19 protein-coding genes and 1 pseudogene are annotated in these 16,066 nt (G+C 33.9%); 10 read left to right on the forward strand and 10 right to left on the reverse strand.

Annotated features, from left to right (window positions below):
• Positions 1-37: 37 nt before the first annotated feature.
• Together CP357_RS01190 and CP357_RS01195 are read right to left on the reverse strand one after the other, a co-directional pair.
• Positions 38-388, reverse strand: a complete 351-nt coding sequence (locus CP357_RS01190) for a TraX family protein (protein ID WP_098036352.1) — start codon at positions 386-388, stop codon at positions 38-40.
• 374 nt (positions 389-762) lie between these two features.
• Positions 763-1,986 carry a metallophosphoesterase gene (locus tag CP357_RS01195; RefSeq protein ID WP_098036353.1) on the reverse strand — a complete coding sequence of 408 codons (1,224 nt, stop codon included), beginning with the start codon at positions 1,984-1,986 and terminating at the stop codon, positions 763-765.
• Between the two features lie 153 nt (positions 1,987-2,139).
• Here CP357_RS01195 and CP357_RS01200 point away from each other — a divergent pair, with 153 nt between their 5' ends.
• A complete protein-coding gene (locus tag CP357_RS01200) occupies positions 2,140-3,507 on the forward strand; it encodes an FAD-dependent oxidoreductase (protein WP_087235826.1) in 1,368 nt (455 codons plus the stop codon).
• Positions 3,508-3,637: 130 nt separating this feature from the next.
• Here the strand turns inward: CP357_RS01200 and CP357_RS01205 are convergent.
• From CP357_RS01205 to CP357_RS01210, 3 genes and pseudogenes are all read right to left on the reverse strand, one after another.
• Positions 3,638-3,841: pseudogene (locus tag CP357_RS01205) on the reverse strand (multidrug efflux SMR transporter).
• Between the two features lie 191 nt (positions 3,842-4,032).
• On the reverse strand, positions 4,033-4,185 hold the full coding sequence (locus CP357_RS10425; RefSeq protein WP_233187185.1) for a hypothetical protein: 153 nt from the start codon (positions 4,183-4,185) through the stop codon (positions 4,033-4,035).
• A 58-nt stretch (positions 4,186-4,243) separates the two neighbouring features.
• Entirely contained in the window at positions 4,244-5,077 is an 834-nt protein-coding gene (locus tag CP357_RS01210) for an ABC transporter substrate-binding protein (RefSeq protein WP_233187186.1), read from the reverse strand.
• A 228-nt stretch (positions 5,078-5,305) separates the two neighbouring features.
• Between CP357_RS01210 and CP357_RS01220 the strand changes: the two genes are divergently transcribed.
• From CP357_RS01220 to abc-f, 4 genes are all read left to right on the forward strand, one after another.
• Entirely contained in the window at positions 5,306-5,896 is a 591-nt protein-coding gene (locus CP357_RS01220) for a histidine phosphatase family protein (protein ID WP_098036354.1), read from the forward strand.
• Positions 5,897-5,951: 55 nt separating this feature from the next.
• Positions 5,952-6,446, forward strand: coding sequence for a kinase (locus CP357_RS01225; protein ID WP_098036355.1), 495 nt, complete (start codon positions 5,952-5,954; stop codon positions 6,444-6,446).
• A 17-nt stretch (positions 6,447-6,463) separates the two neighbouring features.
• Positions 6,464-6,757, forward strand: a complete 294-nt coding sequence (locus CP357_RS01230; RefSeq protein WP_098036356.1) for a MazG-like family protein — start codon at positions 6,464-6,466, stop codon at positions 6,755-6,757.
• A gap of 278 nt (positions 6,758-7,035) precedes the next feature.
• Entirely contained in the window at positions 7,036-8,541 is a 1,506-nt protein-coding gene (gene abc-f, locus CP357_RS01235) for a ribosomal protection-like ABC-F family protein (RefSeq protein WP_098036357.1), read from the forward strand.
• A gap of 198 nt (positions 8,542-8,739) precedes the next feature.
• Here abc-f and CP357_RS01240 read toward each other — a convergent pair whose 3' ends face one another.
• Positions 8,740-9,159 carry an NAD(P)H-dependent oxidoreductase gene (locus CP357_RS01240; RefSeq protein ID WP_233187187.1) on the reverse strand — a complete coding sequence of 140 codons (420 nt, stop codon included), beginning with the start codon at positions 9,157-9,159 and terminating at the stop codon, positions 8,740-8,742.
• Between the two features lie 84 nt (positions 9,160-9,243).
• Between CP357_RS01240 and CP357_RS01245 the strand changes: the two genes are divergently transcribed.
• Positions 9,244-9,513 carry a hypothetical protein gene (locus tag CP357_RS01245; RefSeq protein ID WP_233187188.1) on the forward strand — a complete coding sequence of 90 codons (270 nt, stop codon included), beginning with the start codon at positions 9,244-9,246 and terminating at the stop codon, positions 9,511-9,513.
• A gap of 44 nt (positions 9,514-9,557) precedes the next feature.
• Here the strand turns inward: CP357_RS01245 and proC are convergent, their stop codons facing one another.
• The 3 genes from proC to CP357_RS01260 all read right to left on the reverse strand — a co-directional run bounded on the left by proC (position 9,558) and on the right by CP357_RS01260 (position 11,474).
• A complete protein-coding gene (proC, locus tag CP357_RS01250; RefSeq protein ID WP_025006378.1) occupies positions 9,558-10,331 on the reverse strand; it encodes a pyrroline-5-carboxylate reductase in 774 nt (257 codons plus the stop codon).
• 201 nt (positions 10,332-10,532) lie between these two features.
• A complete protein-coding gene (locus tag CP357_RS01255) occupies positions 10,533-10,970 on the reverse strand; it encodes a hypothetical protein (RefSeq protein WP_098042065.1) in 438 nt (145 codons plus the stop codon).
• A gap of 108 nt (positions 10,971-11,078) precedes the next feature.
• Positions 11,079-11,474 carry a hypothetical protein gene (locus CP357_RS01260; protein ID WP_025006376.1) on the reverse strand — a complete coding sequence of 132 codons (396 nt, stop codon included), beginning with the start codon at positions 11,472-11,474 and terminating at the stop codon, positions 11,079-11,081.
• 255 nt (positions 11,475-11,729) lie between these two features.
• Between CP357_RS01260 and CP357_RS01265 the strand changes: the two genes are divergently transcribed.
• The 3 genes from CP357_RS01265 to CP357_RS01275 all read left to right on the forward strand — a co-directional run bounded on the left by CP357_RS01265 (position 11,730) and on the right by CP357_RS01275 (position 13,990).
• The gene (locus CP357_RS01265) at positions 11,730-12,599 is read left to right on the forward strand and encodes an alpha/beta hydrolase (RefSeq protein ID WP_098036359.1); all 870 of its coding nucleotides are present in this window, start codon (positions 11,730-11,732) and stop codon (positions 12,597-12,599) included.
• Between the two features lie 21 nt (positions 12,600-12,620).
• Positions 12,621-13,277, forward strand: a complete 657-nt coding sequence (locus CP357_RS01270; RefSeq protein ID WP_098036360.1) for a DNA alkylation repair protein — start codon at positions 12,621-12,623, stop codon at positions 13,275-13,277.
• Positions 13,278-13,426: 149 nt separating this feature from the next.
• Positions 13,427-13,990: a hypothetical protein gene (locus CP357_RS01275; protein ID WP_098036361.1), complete on the forward strand. Its 564-nt coding sequence runs from the start codon at positions 13,427-13,429 to the stop codon at positions 13,988-13,990.
• Positions 13,991-14,117: 127 nt separating this feature from the next.
• Here CP357_RS01275 and CP357_RS01280 read toward each other — a convergent pair whose 3' ends face one another.
• Positions 14,118-15,455: an RNA-guided endonuclease TnpB family protein gene (locus tag CP357_RS01280; RefSeq protein ID WP_098036362.1), complete on the reverse strand. Its 1,338-nt coding sequence runs from the start codon at positions 15,453-15,455 to the stop codon at positions 14,118-14,120.
• 98 nt (positions 15,456-15,553) lie between these two features.
• On the opposite strand from CP357_RS01280, the gene tnpA reads away from it, so the two are divergent.
• Entirely contained in the window at positions 15,554-16,018 is a 465-nt protein-coding gene (tnpA, locus tag CP357_RS01285; RefSeq protein ID WP_098036363.1) for an IS200/IS605 family transposase, read from the forward strand.
• The last annotated feature ends 48 nt before the right edge of the window (positions 16,019-16,066 follow it).

The raw sequence follows: 16,066 nt of genomic DNA on the forward strand, positions 1-16,066 counted from the left end.
GGATGATTGTATATAAAAACTACAATCATCCTATTTTTTAGCCTAATAAGCAATATTTAAGCATCATTAAAATCCACAGATGTGCTGGATAGACAATATAGAAGAAAAATTTAGTTAGCAAACTCTTTTTGCCTCGCTTACCATTGTAAAGAAGTATAAATGGGATGACAGCAATCATCATCCACTCACTATCAAAGGTTAGGGAAGAGTATAAACTAATGTTAGCGACTTGAGCATTATGAATTGCTTTAATTAAAATCAAAAAACACCAAATAAAAATGCCAATTGATTCGACTGTCAACTTATGATAAGCAAAATAGAAGATCAATAAAACTGGTAAAAGATATAATCCACCTTCAAAAGGTAAGCTAAAAATTCCTAAGATAATTGTTAGAAGTAAATAGCACCGCGCTTTTTATTTTCTCTAAATAATTCTAAACTCCAAATTAATCCTAAAAAAATTGTCAAAGTGACTAAGATATTGTTACCTTCTAGGATTGAATAAATAGGTATTAACATGGTCGAAAATCATGAAAATAACAGCTATTGTCTTTAATTGATTACCATCCAAACTAAATATTTTTTTATTCATCTCATCATCCTTTATTGAATTACTTTGATAATTATTATCCTGTATTATTTAAGCGATACAATAAAAACTTAAAACGAGATAAATAGTTTTGATACATATGTCTATGAATCCAAGACTACATCCAATATATTTTTTACCTCTTTAAAATTATTTTGATGGGCAGAATTAATCTAAAAATCAATATCTAAATGCCAACTATCTTGATTTACTGCCAGTAGTGAATCAAGATAGTTTTTCATTTCCGGTAATTTTTGAGCAATTAGCTGGTAAGCATGATTAGTTTTAAGTTGAGCTTTTTGTTTTTCAGAATAGTTGCTTTTTCCAATAAAGAAATTCCAGTTTAATTCATCAATAAATTGAGTTATTGCTGTTTGTTCATCTCGATCAGTTACTGCTTTATAGAGCCAGCTCATTTGAGTGTGATTGGTGAAATTAAATAGCCCAGCTAAATATTGATGAAAATTTTCGGTTGGTAATTCTGCTTTTTCCTTATCAGTTAAATAATGTGTCATGTTAAAACTGTGACGCTGATAAGAAAAGCGAGCAGGTGAGAGACCAACAACACCATAGCCTTGATCTGTCATGGCAAAACAAGAACTAGCTATATCTGGAGTTGAACAGGAATTACCGCGAACGATATTCTGCGCATGAATATGTCCAGAAAAAACAGCGGTCACTTTATATTTAGTGCATAATTTTTGTAACTCTGACGTATTATCCAGAGTATAACCACCATGAATAACCTGATTATGGTCATATAAATTATGATGCATAAATATTAAACTGCGTTGATTGTTCTTTTTAGCTTTTTCTAAGTCATTTTCAAGCCATTGCAATTGTTTGGAGGATATTCTTCCATTAGTAATTGGAGTAAGTCCTTGATGACTGTAAATATTAGAATCTAAAAAGATTAAGTGATACTGGCTATTTAAATTCACACTATAAAACAATTCTGCACTATCAGTATTTTTATAACCGTCTGGAAAAATTGCTTTCCAGTCAAAAGGACTAATTTGTTGTGCGTACAATTCCTTTTCATTTTCAAACTTACGGGCCCAACCATCATAAATATCATGATTTCCAGGTACAACAAAAAGATGAACACCAGCCGCTTTTAATGGAGAAAAAATAGATCGTAGTTTTTTAGCTGATGCTAATTCACCGTTAAAGGTTAAATCGCCGGTAATAATTAGTGCAGTAGACTTATCTTCAATTATTTTGCGAGTAAAAGCTGTTAAAGCTATTTCTTGATAATCCAAATCTTTTCCAGCACTCGTATCTCTCATCCGTTGAAAGGCTGATCCATTATCATGCAATTGATTGGCAATTAAGTGAGTATCTGAAATGATAAATAATTTTGCATGATCTTTATCTGTAATAAATTTAGCAACCATTAAATCACCTTCTTAGAATCAATTATAATGGAATTCTTTTGTGAACATAAATTATCTAGCTCTAAGTCATATCAATTAACTTTGGTAACAGTAAGTGTTAGGGTAAAAGTGTTACAAAGCCAACATTCAATCTAAAAAGTTAGGAGGATTTTTATGGATAAGAGAAAAATAGTTATTATCGGAGCTTCTCATGGTGGTCATGAGGCCGCTTTTGAAATTTTGAATCACTATGACAACGTTGATGTCACCGTTCTAGAACAATCTGATTATATTTCATTCATGTCTTGTGGAATGAAGCTTTATCTTGAAGGTGAAACTACTGGCATTAATGATGTTCGTAATTTCAGAGCCGAGGATTTAAAGAATAGAGGCGGCCACATGTATAACAATACTAAGGCCACCGCAATTAATACTTACACCAATACTGTAACTGCCGAAAATGTTAAAACAGGAGAAAAGAAAGATTTTCATTTTGATAAATTGATTATTTCATCTGGTGTAAATCCAGCGAAGCTTTCAGTACCTGGCAGTGACTTAAAGAATGTTCTTTTAATGCGTGGTTACGACTGGGCAAAAGAGATTGAAGTAGCTAAAAACGATGATAGTATTAAAAACGTAGCAATCATCGGCGCTGGTAATGGAATTGCTGCAGCAGAAGTTATGCGCAAAGCTGGCAAGAACGTAACTTTAATTGATGGTGGTAAGAAGCCACTTGAGAAATATTTAAACAATACCTACACTGATGTTTTTGAAAAAGTTTTAACTAAAAATGGCGTTAACCTAGCAATGGATACTATGGTTAAGGGCTTTTCTGGTAACGGACGTGTTGAAGCAGTTAAAACTAATCATGGTGATATTCCAACTGATTTAGTAATTGAAGCAATTGGAGTTAAGCCAAACACAGATTGGCTTGATGGCACTATTGATCTTTATGACAATGGTTATATCAAGACTGATGAATACTTTAGAACCAATGTACCAAATATTTATGCAATTGGGGATGCCGTATTCCCATATAGTATTCCAGCTAACCGTCGGGTTCCAATCCCATCTGCCATTGCTGCTCGTCATGAAGCACAATATGTTGTTGAGCACTTATTTGAATTAACACCATCCAGACCATTTACTGGAATTGTTGGTGCACAAGTGCTAGAAGCATTTGGCATGCATGCTGTAACTACTGGTTTAAACAAGAAGAATGCAGAAAAGGCTGGTATGGATGTGGCAGAAATTACATTGAAGGATACCTTGAGACCAGATTACATTCCAGCAGACAAGAATCCAGAAATTTACATTTCATTGGTCTATGACAAGAACAGCCATCAAGTTTTAGGTGGCTCCACTTTGTCGACATATGACATTACAGGTCAAGCTAACGTATTGTCTCTTGCAATTAGAGAAAAATTGACGTTAGAAGATTTAGCTGAAGCTGATTTCTTCTTCTCACCAAGTTTCGATCGTCAATGGAACATGGTAAACTTAGTTGCACAAAAAGCATTAGGCTACGATAAGATTGTTTAATAAATTAAATTGAATAAAAAATACTCTGTAACTATTAAGCAAAAGCTGTTAGTTGCAGAGTATTTTTATGCTATTTTCATGTAGAAATCTTTATTACGATAATAGAAATAATAAGCAAAATTACAAATATCTAGGTAAGCCAATTCATCTGGTCATGAACAAGAACAGCTCCTACAATTACAGATCCCACTGCACCAATACCCGTTCAAACAGGATAGGCGATTCCAATAGGTAAATGCTTCGAAGCAATAATTAAGCCTGCAAAACTAGCTATCATGCCAATGATAGTGATAATAGCCCAGCCAATCTGATGAACTCCATCGCTAAGTTTCATTGCTGTTGCTCACCAAACTTCACATAATCCTGCTAATATTAAGTAAATTCACGTCATCTTCTTTCCTTTCTAAAACTAAAAAAAGCAAACCAATACACTTCTTCAAAGACCTAATGAAGTGTATCAATTGCTCTTACAAGTCTGTTCTCCGGTGGGAAGAATATTTATAATTGGATTATAATGTAGGTTTATTAATTCTTGCTAAAACCAGCTTCATACCAAACATCAGCTGAAGGTTTAAGCGACCATCCAGTAATTTTTAAATTTACTGCAGTGATTGAATAAGTACCAGTTGTTGGTACGACATATGCATTTTTATACATCCAATGTTGCCATTCATGCATTTTCTGCACGCGGTATTTTTCATTAAATGCTTTTTTAGAATCAATTTCATCTAATAATTTATTTATTCATTGGTGAAACAAAGAGGGCAAAATTATAAGGCATTTTTTCTTCATAGAATACAGCAGGAGAGGAATCACCTGATGGATCCCAAGCATTAGATAAAACATCAATTCTAGGATCACTTGATTTAATTGCATTAATCCAATTATTAAACCCCATTGGACGTCCTGTTAAAAACTTAACCTTCAAACCAATCTTTTTCCATTCCTGAATATAGTTTGTCCATAAAGCTTCTACATTAATATCTGAAACGTGAACAGCTAAATTAATAGTTAACTTTTTTCCATTAGGTTGTAGACGATATCCTGTTTGCTTATCTTTTTTATAGCCAGCTTGATCTAATAATTTATTTGCTTTTTCTAAATTAGAGGAATAAACCGGAACCTTAGCATCATGAAATTTACCAAATTGAGCAGGAATTAATGAATTAACGCGGTAGTCTAATCCACGGAAGAATCTCTGGTTAACTTGATCGATATTCATTGCATGAAGCATAGCTTTTCGTAAGGACAGATTATTCATCTTAGCATGTGGATTTTGAACATTTTTACCTAGTTTTTCATCCCATTTTCCAACTTTAAAGGCAATAAAACTATAAGTCATGCCCTTTTCTCCAACAAAGTTGACACCTTTAGTATGTTTTACTTCATCATATTGCATATTAAGTACTTGAGTTACATCAAACTTTTTGCTTTTAATTGCTTGTGATAAACTAGTTGTAGAAACAGCACTAATTTGAACGTGTTCAAAGTTGGGCTTTATGGAATAAATGGTCTTCGAAAAACTCAGAGTAACGGAAAAATTAATGTTGAAACTATCTGTGATATGCATGCTGCTTCCGCTGGATTGCTGATGGGACAAAGAGGCAATATGGTTCCGATAGTGACTATCCGAGGATTTGAATATGAATTTGATAGGGATGCAACTGTCGAGGACACAGTTAATTAGTAAATTAAGGAATATAAAAGGATCTTACTAGTTCCTGTAACTTTCATTTTGAATTAACGATCAGAATGAAAAAATATTTAGTTTAGGGATGTTGAGATAAAGGTGATATGAATGAAATTAATACTGCTACGTCATGGTCAAAGTGAAGCGGATATTTTAAAAGTGTGTGAAGGTTGGGCAAATTATAATCTAACGGAGTTAGGTTGTAAGCAGGCTCGAGTCACTTGTAATTATCTCGCTGAAAATTATATTTTTGACAAAATTTATGTCAGTACTTTAAATCGGGCAATTCAAACTGCTGAGTATTTAGCGGCAAATACACATCTTTCTTTGAATAAAACCGATGAACTTAAGGAATTTAACAATGGTCTTAGAGCAAAGTTACCATATAATGAAGCTTACGCTAAGTATCCTAATGTTCCGACACCTATTCATACCTCGAATTATGAACAGGAGACCGAATTGCATTTTAGAATGCGGGCGGAATCATTTTTATCTAAAGTTATAACAGAGAATGATTCTAAAAGTACAATAGCTATTGTCTCTCATGGTGGAATGATCATGAGATTGTATGAATCTTTTCTAAAATTACCTATGAATTCAAATGTTAAATTTACCTCTGGAGATGCCTGTTTTCACGAATGGGAGTTGACTGATGGACAACGATTTATAAATAAAGCTAATTGCTGTGTCTATAAGTAATGAAAAAATAATAGTATCAAAAAATGCTATTAATTATAATTAAGGAGTTAACGCTATGTCTAATTTAATAATTCTTAGAGGTAACTCAGGAAGTGGTAAGACCACTCTGTCTAAAAGGATTCAAAAGCGATTAGGCAAAAACACCTTACTCATCCCTCAGGATACCGTCAGAAGAGAAATGCTTAATGCAAAAGATGGAGCTGATAATCCAGCAATCTCTTTGTTGATGGATTTATTGGGGTATGGTTATGAGCATTGTGACTACGTAATTTTAGAGGGAATCTTGAATGTTAAGTGGTATGCTCCAGTGTTTAAGAAAGCAAAAGAATTATTTGGAGACAGAATTAATGCCTATTATTTTGACATTCCTTTTGAAGAAACAATGAAAAGGCATCAAGAACGGCATATTTCTTCTTTTGGCGAAGAAAAAATGCGTTCATGGTGGCTACAGAAGGATTATATTGGTTTTATTCCCGAAAAGAAATTCACGATTGACATGAGTTTGGAAGATGAACTAGAAGTTGTGATGAATGACGTAGTAAAAAGATAAAGGGGAATGCTAGTTCGATTATTGATACGCAGAAATTACAAAAAGTAGTTATCGAAAATAAGAAAAATCATGGTTTCAATACTACCGATGTAAAATTTGAGTTGCTTTTACTGTATGGTGAAGTTAATGAATTATTTCAAGCATGGTTAAAAGACGATCATGACAACATAAATGAAGAATTAGCTGATGTAGCAATTTTTCTCTTAGGAATTTCTGAAATGCTAGGCAGCGATTTGAGCGAAGATATTGTAAAAAAGATGAAAATCAATGCCGAAAGAAAATATATAGATGGTAAAAAGATAGAAGGATAAATAGTATCAAAGTATCCAAAACAACTTGCCAATCTAATATCTTCATGTTATACTAATTTTATCAATTGAAATTCATTTTATGGAAAGAAGGGTCGCCATTGCGTCTTTAATCTTGCAAATTCAAGCATAGTTGAATAATTATTCCAGGTTTATGACGGAGAGACTATGCACTTTTGACAAGATTAAGGATAGGCGATACCTTCTTTTTCTATGCGTAAAATACTGAAGGAGAGTCTGCACTTGTCGGAAGTGTAGGCTCTTTTTTACGAGGCGATTTTATGAGCAACATTAGAATTTCAAATTTATCATTCAGATATGATGATAGCAGTGAAAATATTTTTAATAAATTGAACTTAAACTTAGATAGTACTTGGAAACTAGGACTTGTGGGCAGAAATGGACGTGGTAAGACAACATTTTTGAACTTGCTGCGTGGAAAATTACATGGTCTAGGCGAGATTCAAACTCGGATAAGTTTTTCATATTATCCAATTAAAGTTGAGGATCAAAAGAATATTACCTTATATGAGTTACAGAAGCAGGTTGCTTTCGAAGAGTGGGAATTAGAACGTGAGTTGAATTTAATGAGTGTCGACCCCAACTTGTTATGGCAGCCGTTTAATACTTTAAGTGGTGGTGAGCAAACTAAAGTTTTACTGGCATTGTCTTTTACAGATAAAGATTCTTTTGCCTTAATTGATGAACCTACAAATCATTTAGATGAAGACAGTAGAAAAGAGATTAGCAATTATCTAGGTAAGCATGAAAAGGGCTATATCGTGGTTAGTCACGATCGTGATTTTTTGAATCAAGTAACCGATCATATTTTGGCGATTGAAAATACGGAGATTCATTTGTACCAGGGAAACTTTACTGCATATGAAGATACGAAGCAGAAAAGAGATCAGTTTAACCGCGAGAAGAATCAGAAGCTGAAAGGCGAGATTCGTACATTGAATGAAAGTCGTTTACGTCTAAAGGGATATTCAAGTAAATCTGAAAATCAAAAGAACGCAAAGGCTCACTCTAATGAAATTCATGCGTATATTGATAAGGGCTTTTACAGTCATAAAGCTGCTAAAGTAATGCAGCGCTCCAAAAATGTTGAACGAAGAATGAACGATGATATTCAAGCAAAACAAGGCTTGATGACTAACATTGAAGATATTCCAGAACTGACAATGAATTTTCAATCTAATTACCATTCGACTTTACTTGAAGCGCAACATCTTGATTTGCAAATAGATGGTAAAAATTTATTTAAAGATCTAAATTTAGTGGTTAAAAATCACGGTATTGTTTCTCTTGAAGGAAAGAACGGTTCTGGCAAATCGACTTTCTTGAAAATGTTGTTAAATAAAACATTTTCAGTCACTTATCAAGGTAAGTATGAACTAGCAAATGGTTTATCGATTTCATATTTGCCACAAAATTTTACAGAATATCATGGCACTTTACACAATTTTGCATATGAACATAAAATTTCTTATGAGGAATTACTCAATAATTTGAAAAAGATGGGCTTTCCACGAGCAAGTTTTGTGACACCGATTGAAGAGATGAGTATGGGACAGCAAAAACGAGTAGCACTGGCTAAATCTCTAGTTGAACCAGCCGACTTGTATTTATGGGATGAACCAGCAAATTATCTAGACGTTTTCAATCAAGATCAACTGATTGAATTATTGAAAAAGGTCAAACCTGCCATGCTGTTGATTGAACATGACGAATACTTCATTGAGCAGGTGACGGATCACAGAGTGAGATTGGATATAGCAGAATAGAAAGAAGCACGTTACTGGTTAGTTAGTAACGTGCTTTTGTTCAGATCTTTTGGACTAATGATTCTAAATATTGTTTTCTTCTTTGAGCAGAACTTTTATCAATATTGCCAAAGCTTAACCATTTGATATGTTTCATCCCTAATTATTTCAAGGTTGAATTGATGAAAACACTTTTAATGGCACTACCGCAGAACATTTTCAAATACCAGGTGGGTGAGGTAGAGTCGTCATCACTTCAACACGCTGAATATTCTTTAAATGCCCAATGACACCAGTAGCACCAACATTATATGCAAATTGTTTTTTCATGACTTTATCGATGAAGCCCTTAATAATTGCAGGGGTATCATTCCACCAAACTGGGAAGATAAAGATACGGCGATTAGCTTCTTTCAAAAGCTTTTGATATTTTTTAACGTTAGGATCACTGGTTTTACCAGCTTTAAATAAGGAAAGTTCACGCGCATCATATGCTGGGTTAAAGTTATCCCAATATAGATCTATAGCTGAAAATTCTTCCTTTCTTACTTTTAAGATTTGTTGAACTTTTGTGAAAATTTGGGCATAAGAATTGCTAAAGTAGATTAAATTCCATCTAAATTTTGAGCAATGACTCACTTTGGTGGAACACGGGGGCTAGTTTTTACTAGCTTATTAGTTTGTATTTTTGTAGTCATCTTCCCATTATCATCAGTAGGAGAAATGGCAAGTTTAGCATTTTTGCTTGTATATGCTATGGTTAACGTAGGACATTTGCGTTTGGTAAAACAAACGGGAGCTAACCGCTTTTTATTAGTAATTGCTGTTATTCTTAACTTAGTATTATTCGCATTGCTTTTTGCTCAAACTATCATAAATGGTGAAATTTTAACTTGGATTGCAGTCATCTTCTTATTAGTGATTAGTTTTATTATTGAATATATCTGGCGTAAAAAGAATCATCAAAATATGCATTGGTTAGGTAAAAACTAAATAATTACTTACTAAAAATGGACGGAGAATTTTACGCCCATTTTTTAATTTTGATTTGCTTGATTAACAGCTTCGATTACAGCATGACGAAAGCCATTCGCCTCTAAGCTAGTTACACCTTTAATAGTAGTTCCACCGGGTGAGCATACTTGATCACGCAATAAAGCAGGGGCTATTTTACTATCACTAGCCAAAGTAGCAGAGCCCTTAACCATGCTGGCAGCTAATTGATTAGCTAGATTACGAGGAAGACCATTCAGAACGCCAGCATCCCCAAGCGCATCAAGAAAAACATCCACAAAGGCAGGACCACAGCCACCAATAGTCCCTACAATGCTTAATTGATCTTCTTTAACAGAAATTACATCTCCTAGTTGTTCTAAAAAATGAGTTATTTTCACAGCATTAATTTTAGAGATATTAGCTGGTATAAACAATCCAATAGTGCCAGCATTAATCGCTACTGGAGTATTAGGAATGATTCTAATAATTGAATGATTAGGTAAAATGTTTTCCAAATTATTATACCCAACACCAGCTACCGAAGAAATAATGGTGGTTTTGGCGTCCAGATTAATTAGTTCAGGGATGATTTGAAGTGTAATCTTAGCTGGAGTAGTTAAAAATACATAATCTAGATCCAAGTTGATTAAATCATGTATTGCATGGACTAATTTAAAATCTAGTTTTTCTGCTAATCTACTGACACGGGGATTAACTGGATTTTCTCCAATTATTTTATTCGTTGCATCTTTTTTTAGTCCTTTAATAATAGCACTACCCATTTGTCCTACACCAATTACTCCAATTTTTGTCATTTTTATCTCCTTAATATTTGCTATCTGTTCAAATTTTATCTTAACAGTATTTACTAATCTCTTTGTTAAACACTTTTAATTCAAGAATGATATTATTACGTGACTTTGACTCTCGACATATTTTGTTCAATTGCTTGATGTTATTGCGTAAGTTTTTTAAAGTCTTTTGGTAATGTTTAGAATCTACTTTTTTGCTCAATGTTACCACATAGTTGTGGGCTTTAAGCTTGATTTTTTAGCATAGTGGCACAATTTTTTGTTCATTTTACTACAAAGAGCGATAACTTTTTGCCGCTTTTTCTTATTATCAAGTGTGCTTAGATTTAAGAGTAGCTGATTCGATCTTTTAAAATGATCAACTTGTTTAGCCTGTCTGATTTGTTTTCTTTTCTTAACTAATTTCTTTATTGAGTTAATTACGCTTTGGACTATAATTAGTGAATTACGTTTACTATTTGGCTCAATAATTTGTGTTTTTGCCAGTTGATTATTATAAACAACATAGCCTAATGTTTCTAAGAACTTTGAGTTTTCTTTTAAATCAGAAGTTAAGGTCAAACGATGATAAGGAAAGGGAATGAGATTTGCATCAATTTGATTTTGATATACCATTTCTTTACGATAGGCTCCAGCCAACATGTCAGCAACTTGGATACCATAACTTTTTCGACTGTTTTCAGTATAATAATTAACCTCAAACTTAACCTCCTCATCACTAATGTTCTTGGCAATATCCTGTAGCAGAGTTCAATTTAATAAAAGACATGGATCAACATGATTTTGTGAGGTCTCATCAATTACAACATATACTTTAATTTGTGAAGAATTGATGCATTTTTTAAGTTCCAGTAAAAGCGTCTTAATTGGATGAATATATGATAGAAGTTCTAGTGACAAAAACATCAGTTCTTTAATATCTGTAAATTGATTAAGATCACAAGCTGGACGTTCTAATATCAAAGCTGATGTTAAAAAGGGCTTAGCCACTTCTAAGGCTTTCCGATTGATTCTATCAGAAACGGAATTACTCTTTTTCTCTCGTTTATTATTGTTAGGGTAAATCTCCTTATAAAGCTGATTTAATGCCTGCATTCTTTGAGCATCTATCATATAAAAGGCAGCAATAAACCTATCAGTAGTCATCTGATCATCTTGCTTCTTGTATGAAATACTCTCATCAACAAAAATAATAAAGGTCGAACATTGCTCTTTATAAGCACAAGTTGATGATATAGCTTTTTAATTAAATTACTCATTCGTCTCCTCCTGAAAAAACTTGCGTTCGTATAAAATATACCAAACATATGATCAAAATAAAAGAAAAAATCGAAAAATTGACTTTTTTAACACAAATCTGAGATTATTTAGTCAATAAAGCAAAATAGAATCGAGTCAAAAATGAGAAAAATAAATCATCTGTTTATCATGTTGTTATTGTCGATACCTTTACTGGCAGCTTGCAATAATAGTTCAAAAGAAAAGCAAGTACATAAAAGCAAAACCACTATGGTTAAGCCTAAACCGAGATTTAAAGATACTCCTACATTATATTTTCACGGATTAATGGGTAGTTATAAGAATGAAAAGCCGTTAGTCGATGCTGCTAAAGAAGCTGGTAAAACAAATAGTGTAATTCGTGCAAATGTAGATGAGACGGGAAAAATTAAATTAAAAGGCAGGATTAAAAAGGATGCTAAAAATCCAATCGTTGAAGTCAATTTCAAGGACAATACACAACCTGACTTTTCACGTAATGGAATTTATGCTAGCAACGTAGTCAAAGCCTTGCAGAAGAAATACCATATCAATAAAGTTAATATGATTGGCTACTCTTTAGGCAATATTGCGATAATTTACTACATGATTCAAAATGGTCAAAAGAAAAATATGCCACGGTTAGTTAAACAAGTGAGCATAGCAGGGCATTATGATGGAGCATATTTCCAAGAATTGCCGCCAAGCTTCCGTCAACCCAAAGGGTTAAAACTAGATAAAAATGGCAAACCAAATAAAATGAATCAAACATACAAGCAAATGTTAAAAGCTCGTCCAGCTTACAAAACAAATAAAGTGAAGATTCTTAATATTTATGGAGATATCGGCAATGGCGGGGATGGAGTAGTTGAAATAGCTTCTGCCTTATCATTGAAATATTTAACTTCTGGTAGTAAATATCAAGCAATCAAGTTTACTGGAGTAAAAGCTGATCATGGCAGTTTGCCTAATAATGATCAAGTAATTAATAAAATTGTTGAATTTTTATGGTAGTAGAACAAAGGATTGTTCAAATTGTTTTATCAAGAACTAAAAACGAATTTTGAAGAAAAAGCTAATCCTGAACAAGCACAACAATTAGCAGGTTATATGCGAAATCAGTTTAAATTTTATGGTTTGCATACACCCGAGCGACGAAAGATCTATCACGATTTTTTATTGCGAGAAAAGAAAAAGAAGAAAATAGACTGGAATCTATTAAATCGAGCTTGGGAAGATCAATATCGAGAGATGCAATATTTTGTTTGTGATTATTTAATTGCAATGAAAAAATATCTTACTTATAACGATATTGATAGAATTGAACGTTTTGTCAGAACTAAACAATGGTGGGATACAGTCGATAGTCTAATTAAGCCTATTGGTGATCTTGGCTTACGAGATGCAAGAATTAATGAACTGATGCTTGAGTGGTCAACAGATTCTGATTTTTGGGTAAGACGTGTAGCAATAGAACATCAATTGTTACGTAAAAAGAAAATGAACACTGACTTACTTGCTCAGATCATCGAAAATAATTTGAACAGTCAAGAGTTTTTCATTAACAAAGCAATAGGATGGGCCTTACGTGATTACTCTAAGACAAATTCAGAATGGGTAAGACAATTTATTGCTGAAAATTATGATAGAATGGCTAAACTATCGATTACAGAAGGATCGAAGTATTTATAGCAATAGCGATTATGTGGTATATCACATAATCGTTTTTTTATAAAAATTTTTGCATTTGAACAGGTGTTTGATATAATGGCACGTGAACACATGTGCGATTAAACAAGGAGGACCTCCAATTTATATATTTAAATTAAGGAGAAGAAAAAATGAAAGTCGAATCCAATTCTACTAAAAAGGCATTAGACTATCTTTTATCTCAAAAAGAAGGGACGTATCTATCAGTAATTGAACAAACAACTGGATTAGGTAAAACACATGCAGTGATTCAAAAAATCGCTGAGATTTTACAAAAAAGTCCAGACCTTGAGTTAAAACCCAAGATTTTTGTGGTTACTTCTGGAATTGAAACTAGAAATGAATTTTTCCATGATTTAAAGGAAAAGTTACCTGAATTTGAAAGCAGAATTCTACTGTTTGAGAGTGTACCTGATCAAGTTAAACATTTCCTAGAAGAACTATTATCTAAGACTGATTATGAAAATGATCGAACTTTAGCCAACGATTATTTAAGCAGCTGGTTTGATCAAAATACTGCGACGTTTAAAGATACTACTGTTTTACTAAAAAGAATTGCAAAACAATATATCTTTGTTAAACAAGAAAATGATACGTTCGGAGAATTAAGTTCTCGGTTAAAACGCACAATTTATTACGATGTCAACTACCCCAGAATAAATTCTGGGGCTTGGTGGCTCGTTAGCTTGCACTAACCAGAACACAAACTTGCTTAGATACAGGCTCGGCTTGTCACTAATAATCTCGCAACTATTAGCGATAGAGGTCGCCTAATTACCAAAGCCTTTTGAGTCCGTGAGTTGCCAACGGACTACTGCCTTTTTAGGCTACTTTTTTCTTTTTGATTATTGGATTGCTCCAAATGCCTTGTGCCTTCTCAATAATATTGATCGCTGCATTCCAATCACGAATATGGTGAGTCTGACACATTGGGCAAACCCATTCACGATCAGCCAGCTTAAGTTTGCGATAGCCATTATGCCCCATGATCGTGCCACATTGATGGCATCTCTGCGTAGTGTACTTGGGGTCGATAGTAATGAACTCTTTGCCATATAGCTTGGATTTATAAGCCAGCATGTTCAGGAAACTACGCCAACCAACATCTGAAATAGCTTGAGATAAGGCATGATTCTTTAACAGATTTCTGCTTCTTAGTTCCTCGGCAACTACTAAATCGTGGTTTTTGATTAGTGCAGTTGAGAGTACTTGCAAGAAGTCATTACGCTGTCTTCTGATCTTGTCGTGCAGTTTAGCTACAACTAAACGCTGCTTTTGATAGTTTTTTGCTAGCCGCAAATTGCGTCCTTCTTTTTTAGCCCGGCGCTGTCTGCGAGACAAGACGCGTTGGGCATGGGCAAGCTTCTTTTTGGTTTTGCAATAAAATCGTGGATTAGCAACCATTGCTCCGTTAGATGCTGTTAAGAAATTATCAAGGTTAAGGTCAATGCCAATTTGACTTTGTGATTTAGGCAATTCCTTGACAAAGGCAATATCGCTGCCTAACTGCATAGACAAGTAGAATTGGTCATCAGCGGTCTTTTTTATCGTCACTGTGCCGATTCTAGTTGGGATATGATTAACCAGACGCTCTTTGATTAGTTTTCTTAAGCCAGCAATGCGGACAACGCCTAGCTTAGGCAATTTAATATGCTTAGCATCAATAAACCTAGCCGTCCCATTATCAAGAAAAGCTTCTTTTTGCTTAGGATACTGACAGTTGGTTTGGTATGACCAGCCACTGCGTTTTTTGTGAAAAGTCGGAATTCCATGACCAATCTTGCGATAGTTATTCCAAGCTTTCTGGTAGTTCTGAATAGCGTTGGCAATAGCGAGGCTATCAATTTCTTTAACGCGTAAAAAGCTATAAGTATCGCGGATATTCCTTGGCTTAGCCAATAACTCGTTATTGGCGACTACTTTTTCTGCCAGTTGGGCTTCATAGCTATTAAGAGTAGAAAAGGCAAAAGGCATTGCTTGATATTGTCTAACAGCTAAATAGTGCTTAGCATGATAATTACTTCGATTGCGTCCTATATAAGAGTTGTAGACAAAGCGCTGCGCATCATAGTTCAACTTAATGATTTTCTTTTGCTTAGAACTAGGATAAAAGCGAAGCTTAACGCCAAAATGATAGGCTAAGCTGCTCATTCTCTTCATGATTTCACCTCCTCGTATTATTGTAATTTGATTATAGCCTATGTATATCTTATAATCCATAGTAAACAGATATGTAATAGATAAAAGGATATTGGACTATGAATTATAAAAGAGACAAAATAAAAGACGCAGGCTATGAAAAACACTACGTCTATAATGCACACTATCATCTAATTTGGTGTACTAAATACCGCAATCAAATCTTTACTAACCAAGACTTGGCTCAAGAAATGCGAGACTTGCTCAAGCAAATAGCTGAAGATAATCAAATCAAAATTGAAAAAATGGAAATAATGCCTGAACATATTCATTTGCTTATCAGCTTTAGACCATCAAAATCAGGTTCAAGCGTAGTCAAAGCACTCAAAGGAAGAAGTGCTTTTTTATTCTTCAAGAATCATCCTGAAATTAAGCAAAACAAGATGTGGGGCGGACATTTATGGTCACCCAGCTATTACTTTGGCACGGTGGGGAATATGTCTAAAGAAGTAGTAGAAAAATACATTAATGACCAGATCTACAATGCCATTTCTGGCGGCAAGCCCTATCCATCCCCGCATTAAAATACGGAGATTTTCGGGCGTTTTTCATTAAATTAATTTTTGTCATCA

The sequence above is a fragment of the Lactobacillus sp. UMNPBX6 genome (assembly GCF_002553975.1).
In the GTDB taxonomy this organism is placed as follows: Bacteria; Bacillota; Bacilli; order Lactobacillales; family Lactobacillaceae; genus Lactobacillus; species Lactobacillus gallinarum.

Coding starts and splice junctions, on each gene's coding strand:
- CP357_RS01195 (WP_098036353.1), bottom strand. CDS start 1,986: ATGGTTGCTAAATTTATTACAGATAAAGATCATGCAAAATTATTTATC.
- CP357_RS01200 (WP_087235826.1), top strand. CDS start 2,140: ATGGATAAGAGAAAAATAGTTATTATCGGAGCTTCTCATGGTGGTCAT.
- CP357_RS10425 (WP_233187185.1), bottom strand. CDS start 4,185: ATGCATGAATGGCAACATTGGATGTATAAAAATGCATATGTCGTACCA.
- CP357_RS01210 (WP_233187186.1), bottom strand. CDS start 5,077: ATGCATATCACAGATAGTTTCAACATTAATTTTTCCGTTACTCTGAGT.
- CP357_RS01220 (WP_098036354.1), top strand. CDS start 5,306: ATGAAATTAATACTGCTACGTCATGGTCAAAGTGAAGCGGATATTTTA.
- CP357_RS01225 (WP_098036355.1), top strand. CDS start 5,952: ATGTCTAATTTAATAATTCTTAGAGGTAACTCAGGAAGTGGTAAGACC.
- abc-f (WP_098036357.1), top strand. CDS start 7,036: ATGAGCAACATTAGAATTTCAAATTTATCATTCAGATATGATGATAGC.
- CP357_RS01245 (WP_233187188.1), top strand. CDS start 9,244: ATGGCAAGTTTAGCATTTTTGCTTGTATATGCTATGGTTAACGTAGGA.
- proC (WP_025006378.1), bottom strand. CDS start 10,331: ATGACAAAAATTGGAGTAATTGGTGTAGGACAAATGGGTAGTGCTATT.
- CP357_RS01255 (WP_098042065.1), bottom strand. CDS start 10,970: ATGTTGGCTGGAGCCTATCGTAAAGAAATGGTATATCAAAATCAAATT.
- CP357_RS01260 (WP_025006376.1), bottom strand. CDS start 11,474: ATGACTACTGATAGGTTTATTGCTGCCTTTTATATGATAGATGCTCAA.
- CP357_RS01265 (WP_098036359.1), top strand. CDS start 11,730: ATGAGAAAAATAAATCATCTGTTTATCATGTTGTTATTGTCGATACCT.
- CP357_RS01275 (WP_098036361.1), top strand. CDS start 13,427: ATGAAAGTCGAATCCAATTCTACTAAAAAGGCATTAGACTATCTTTTA.
- CP357_RS01280 (WP_098036362.1), bottom strand. CDS start 15,455: ATGAAGAGAATGAGCAGCTTAGCCTATCATTTTGGCGTTAAGCTTCGC.
- tnpA (WP_098036363.1), top strand. CDS start 15,554: ATGAATTATAAAAGAGACAAAATAAAAGACGCAGGCTATGAAAAACAC.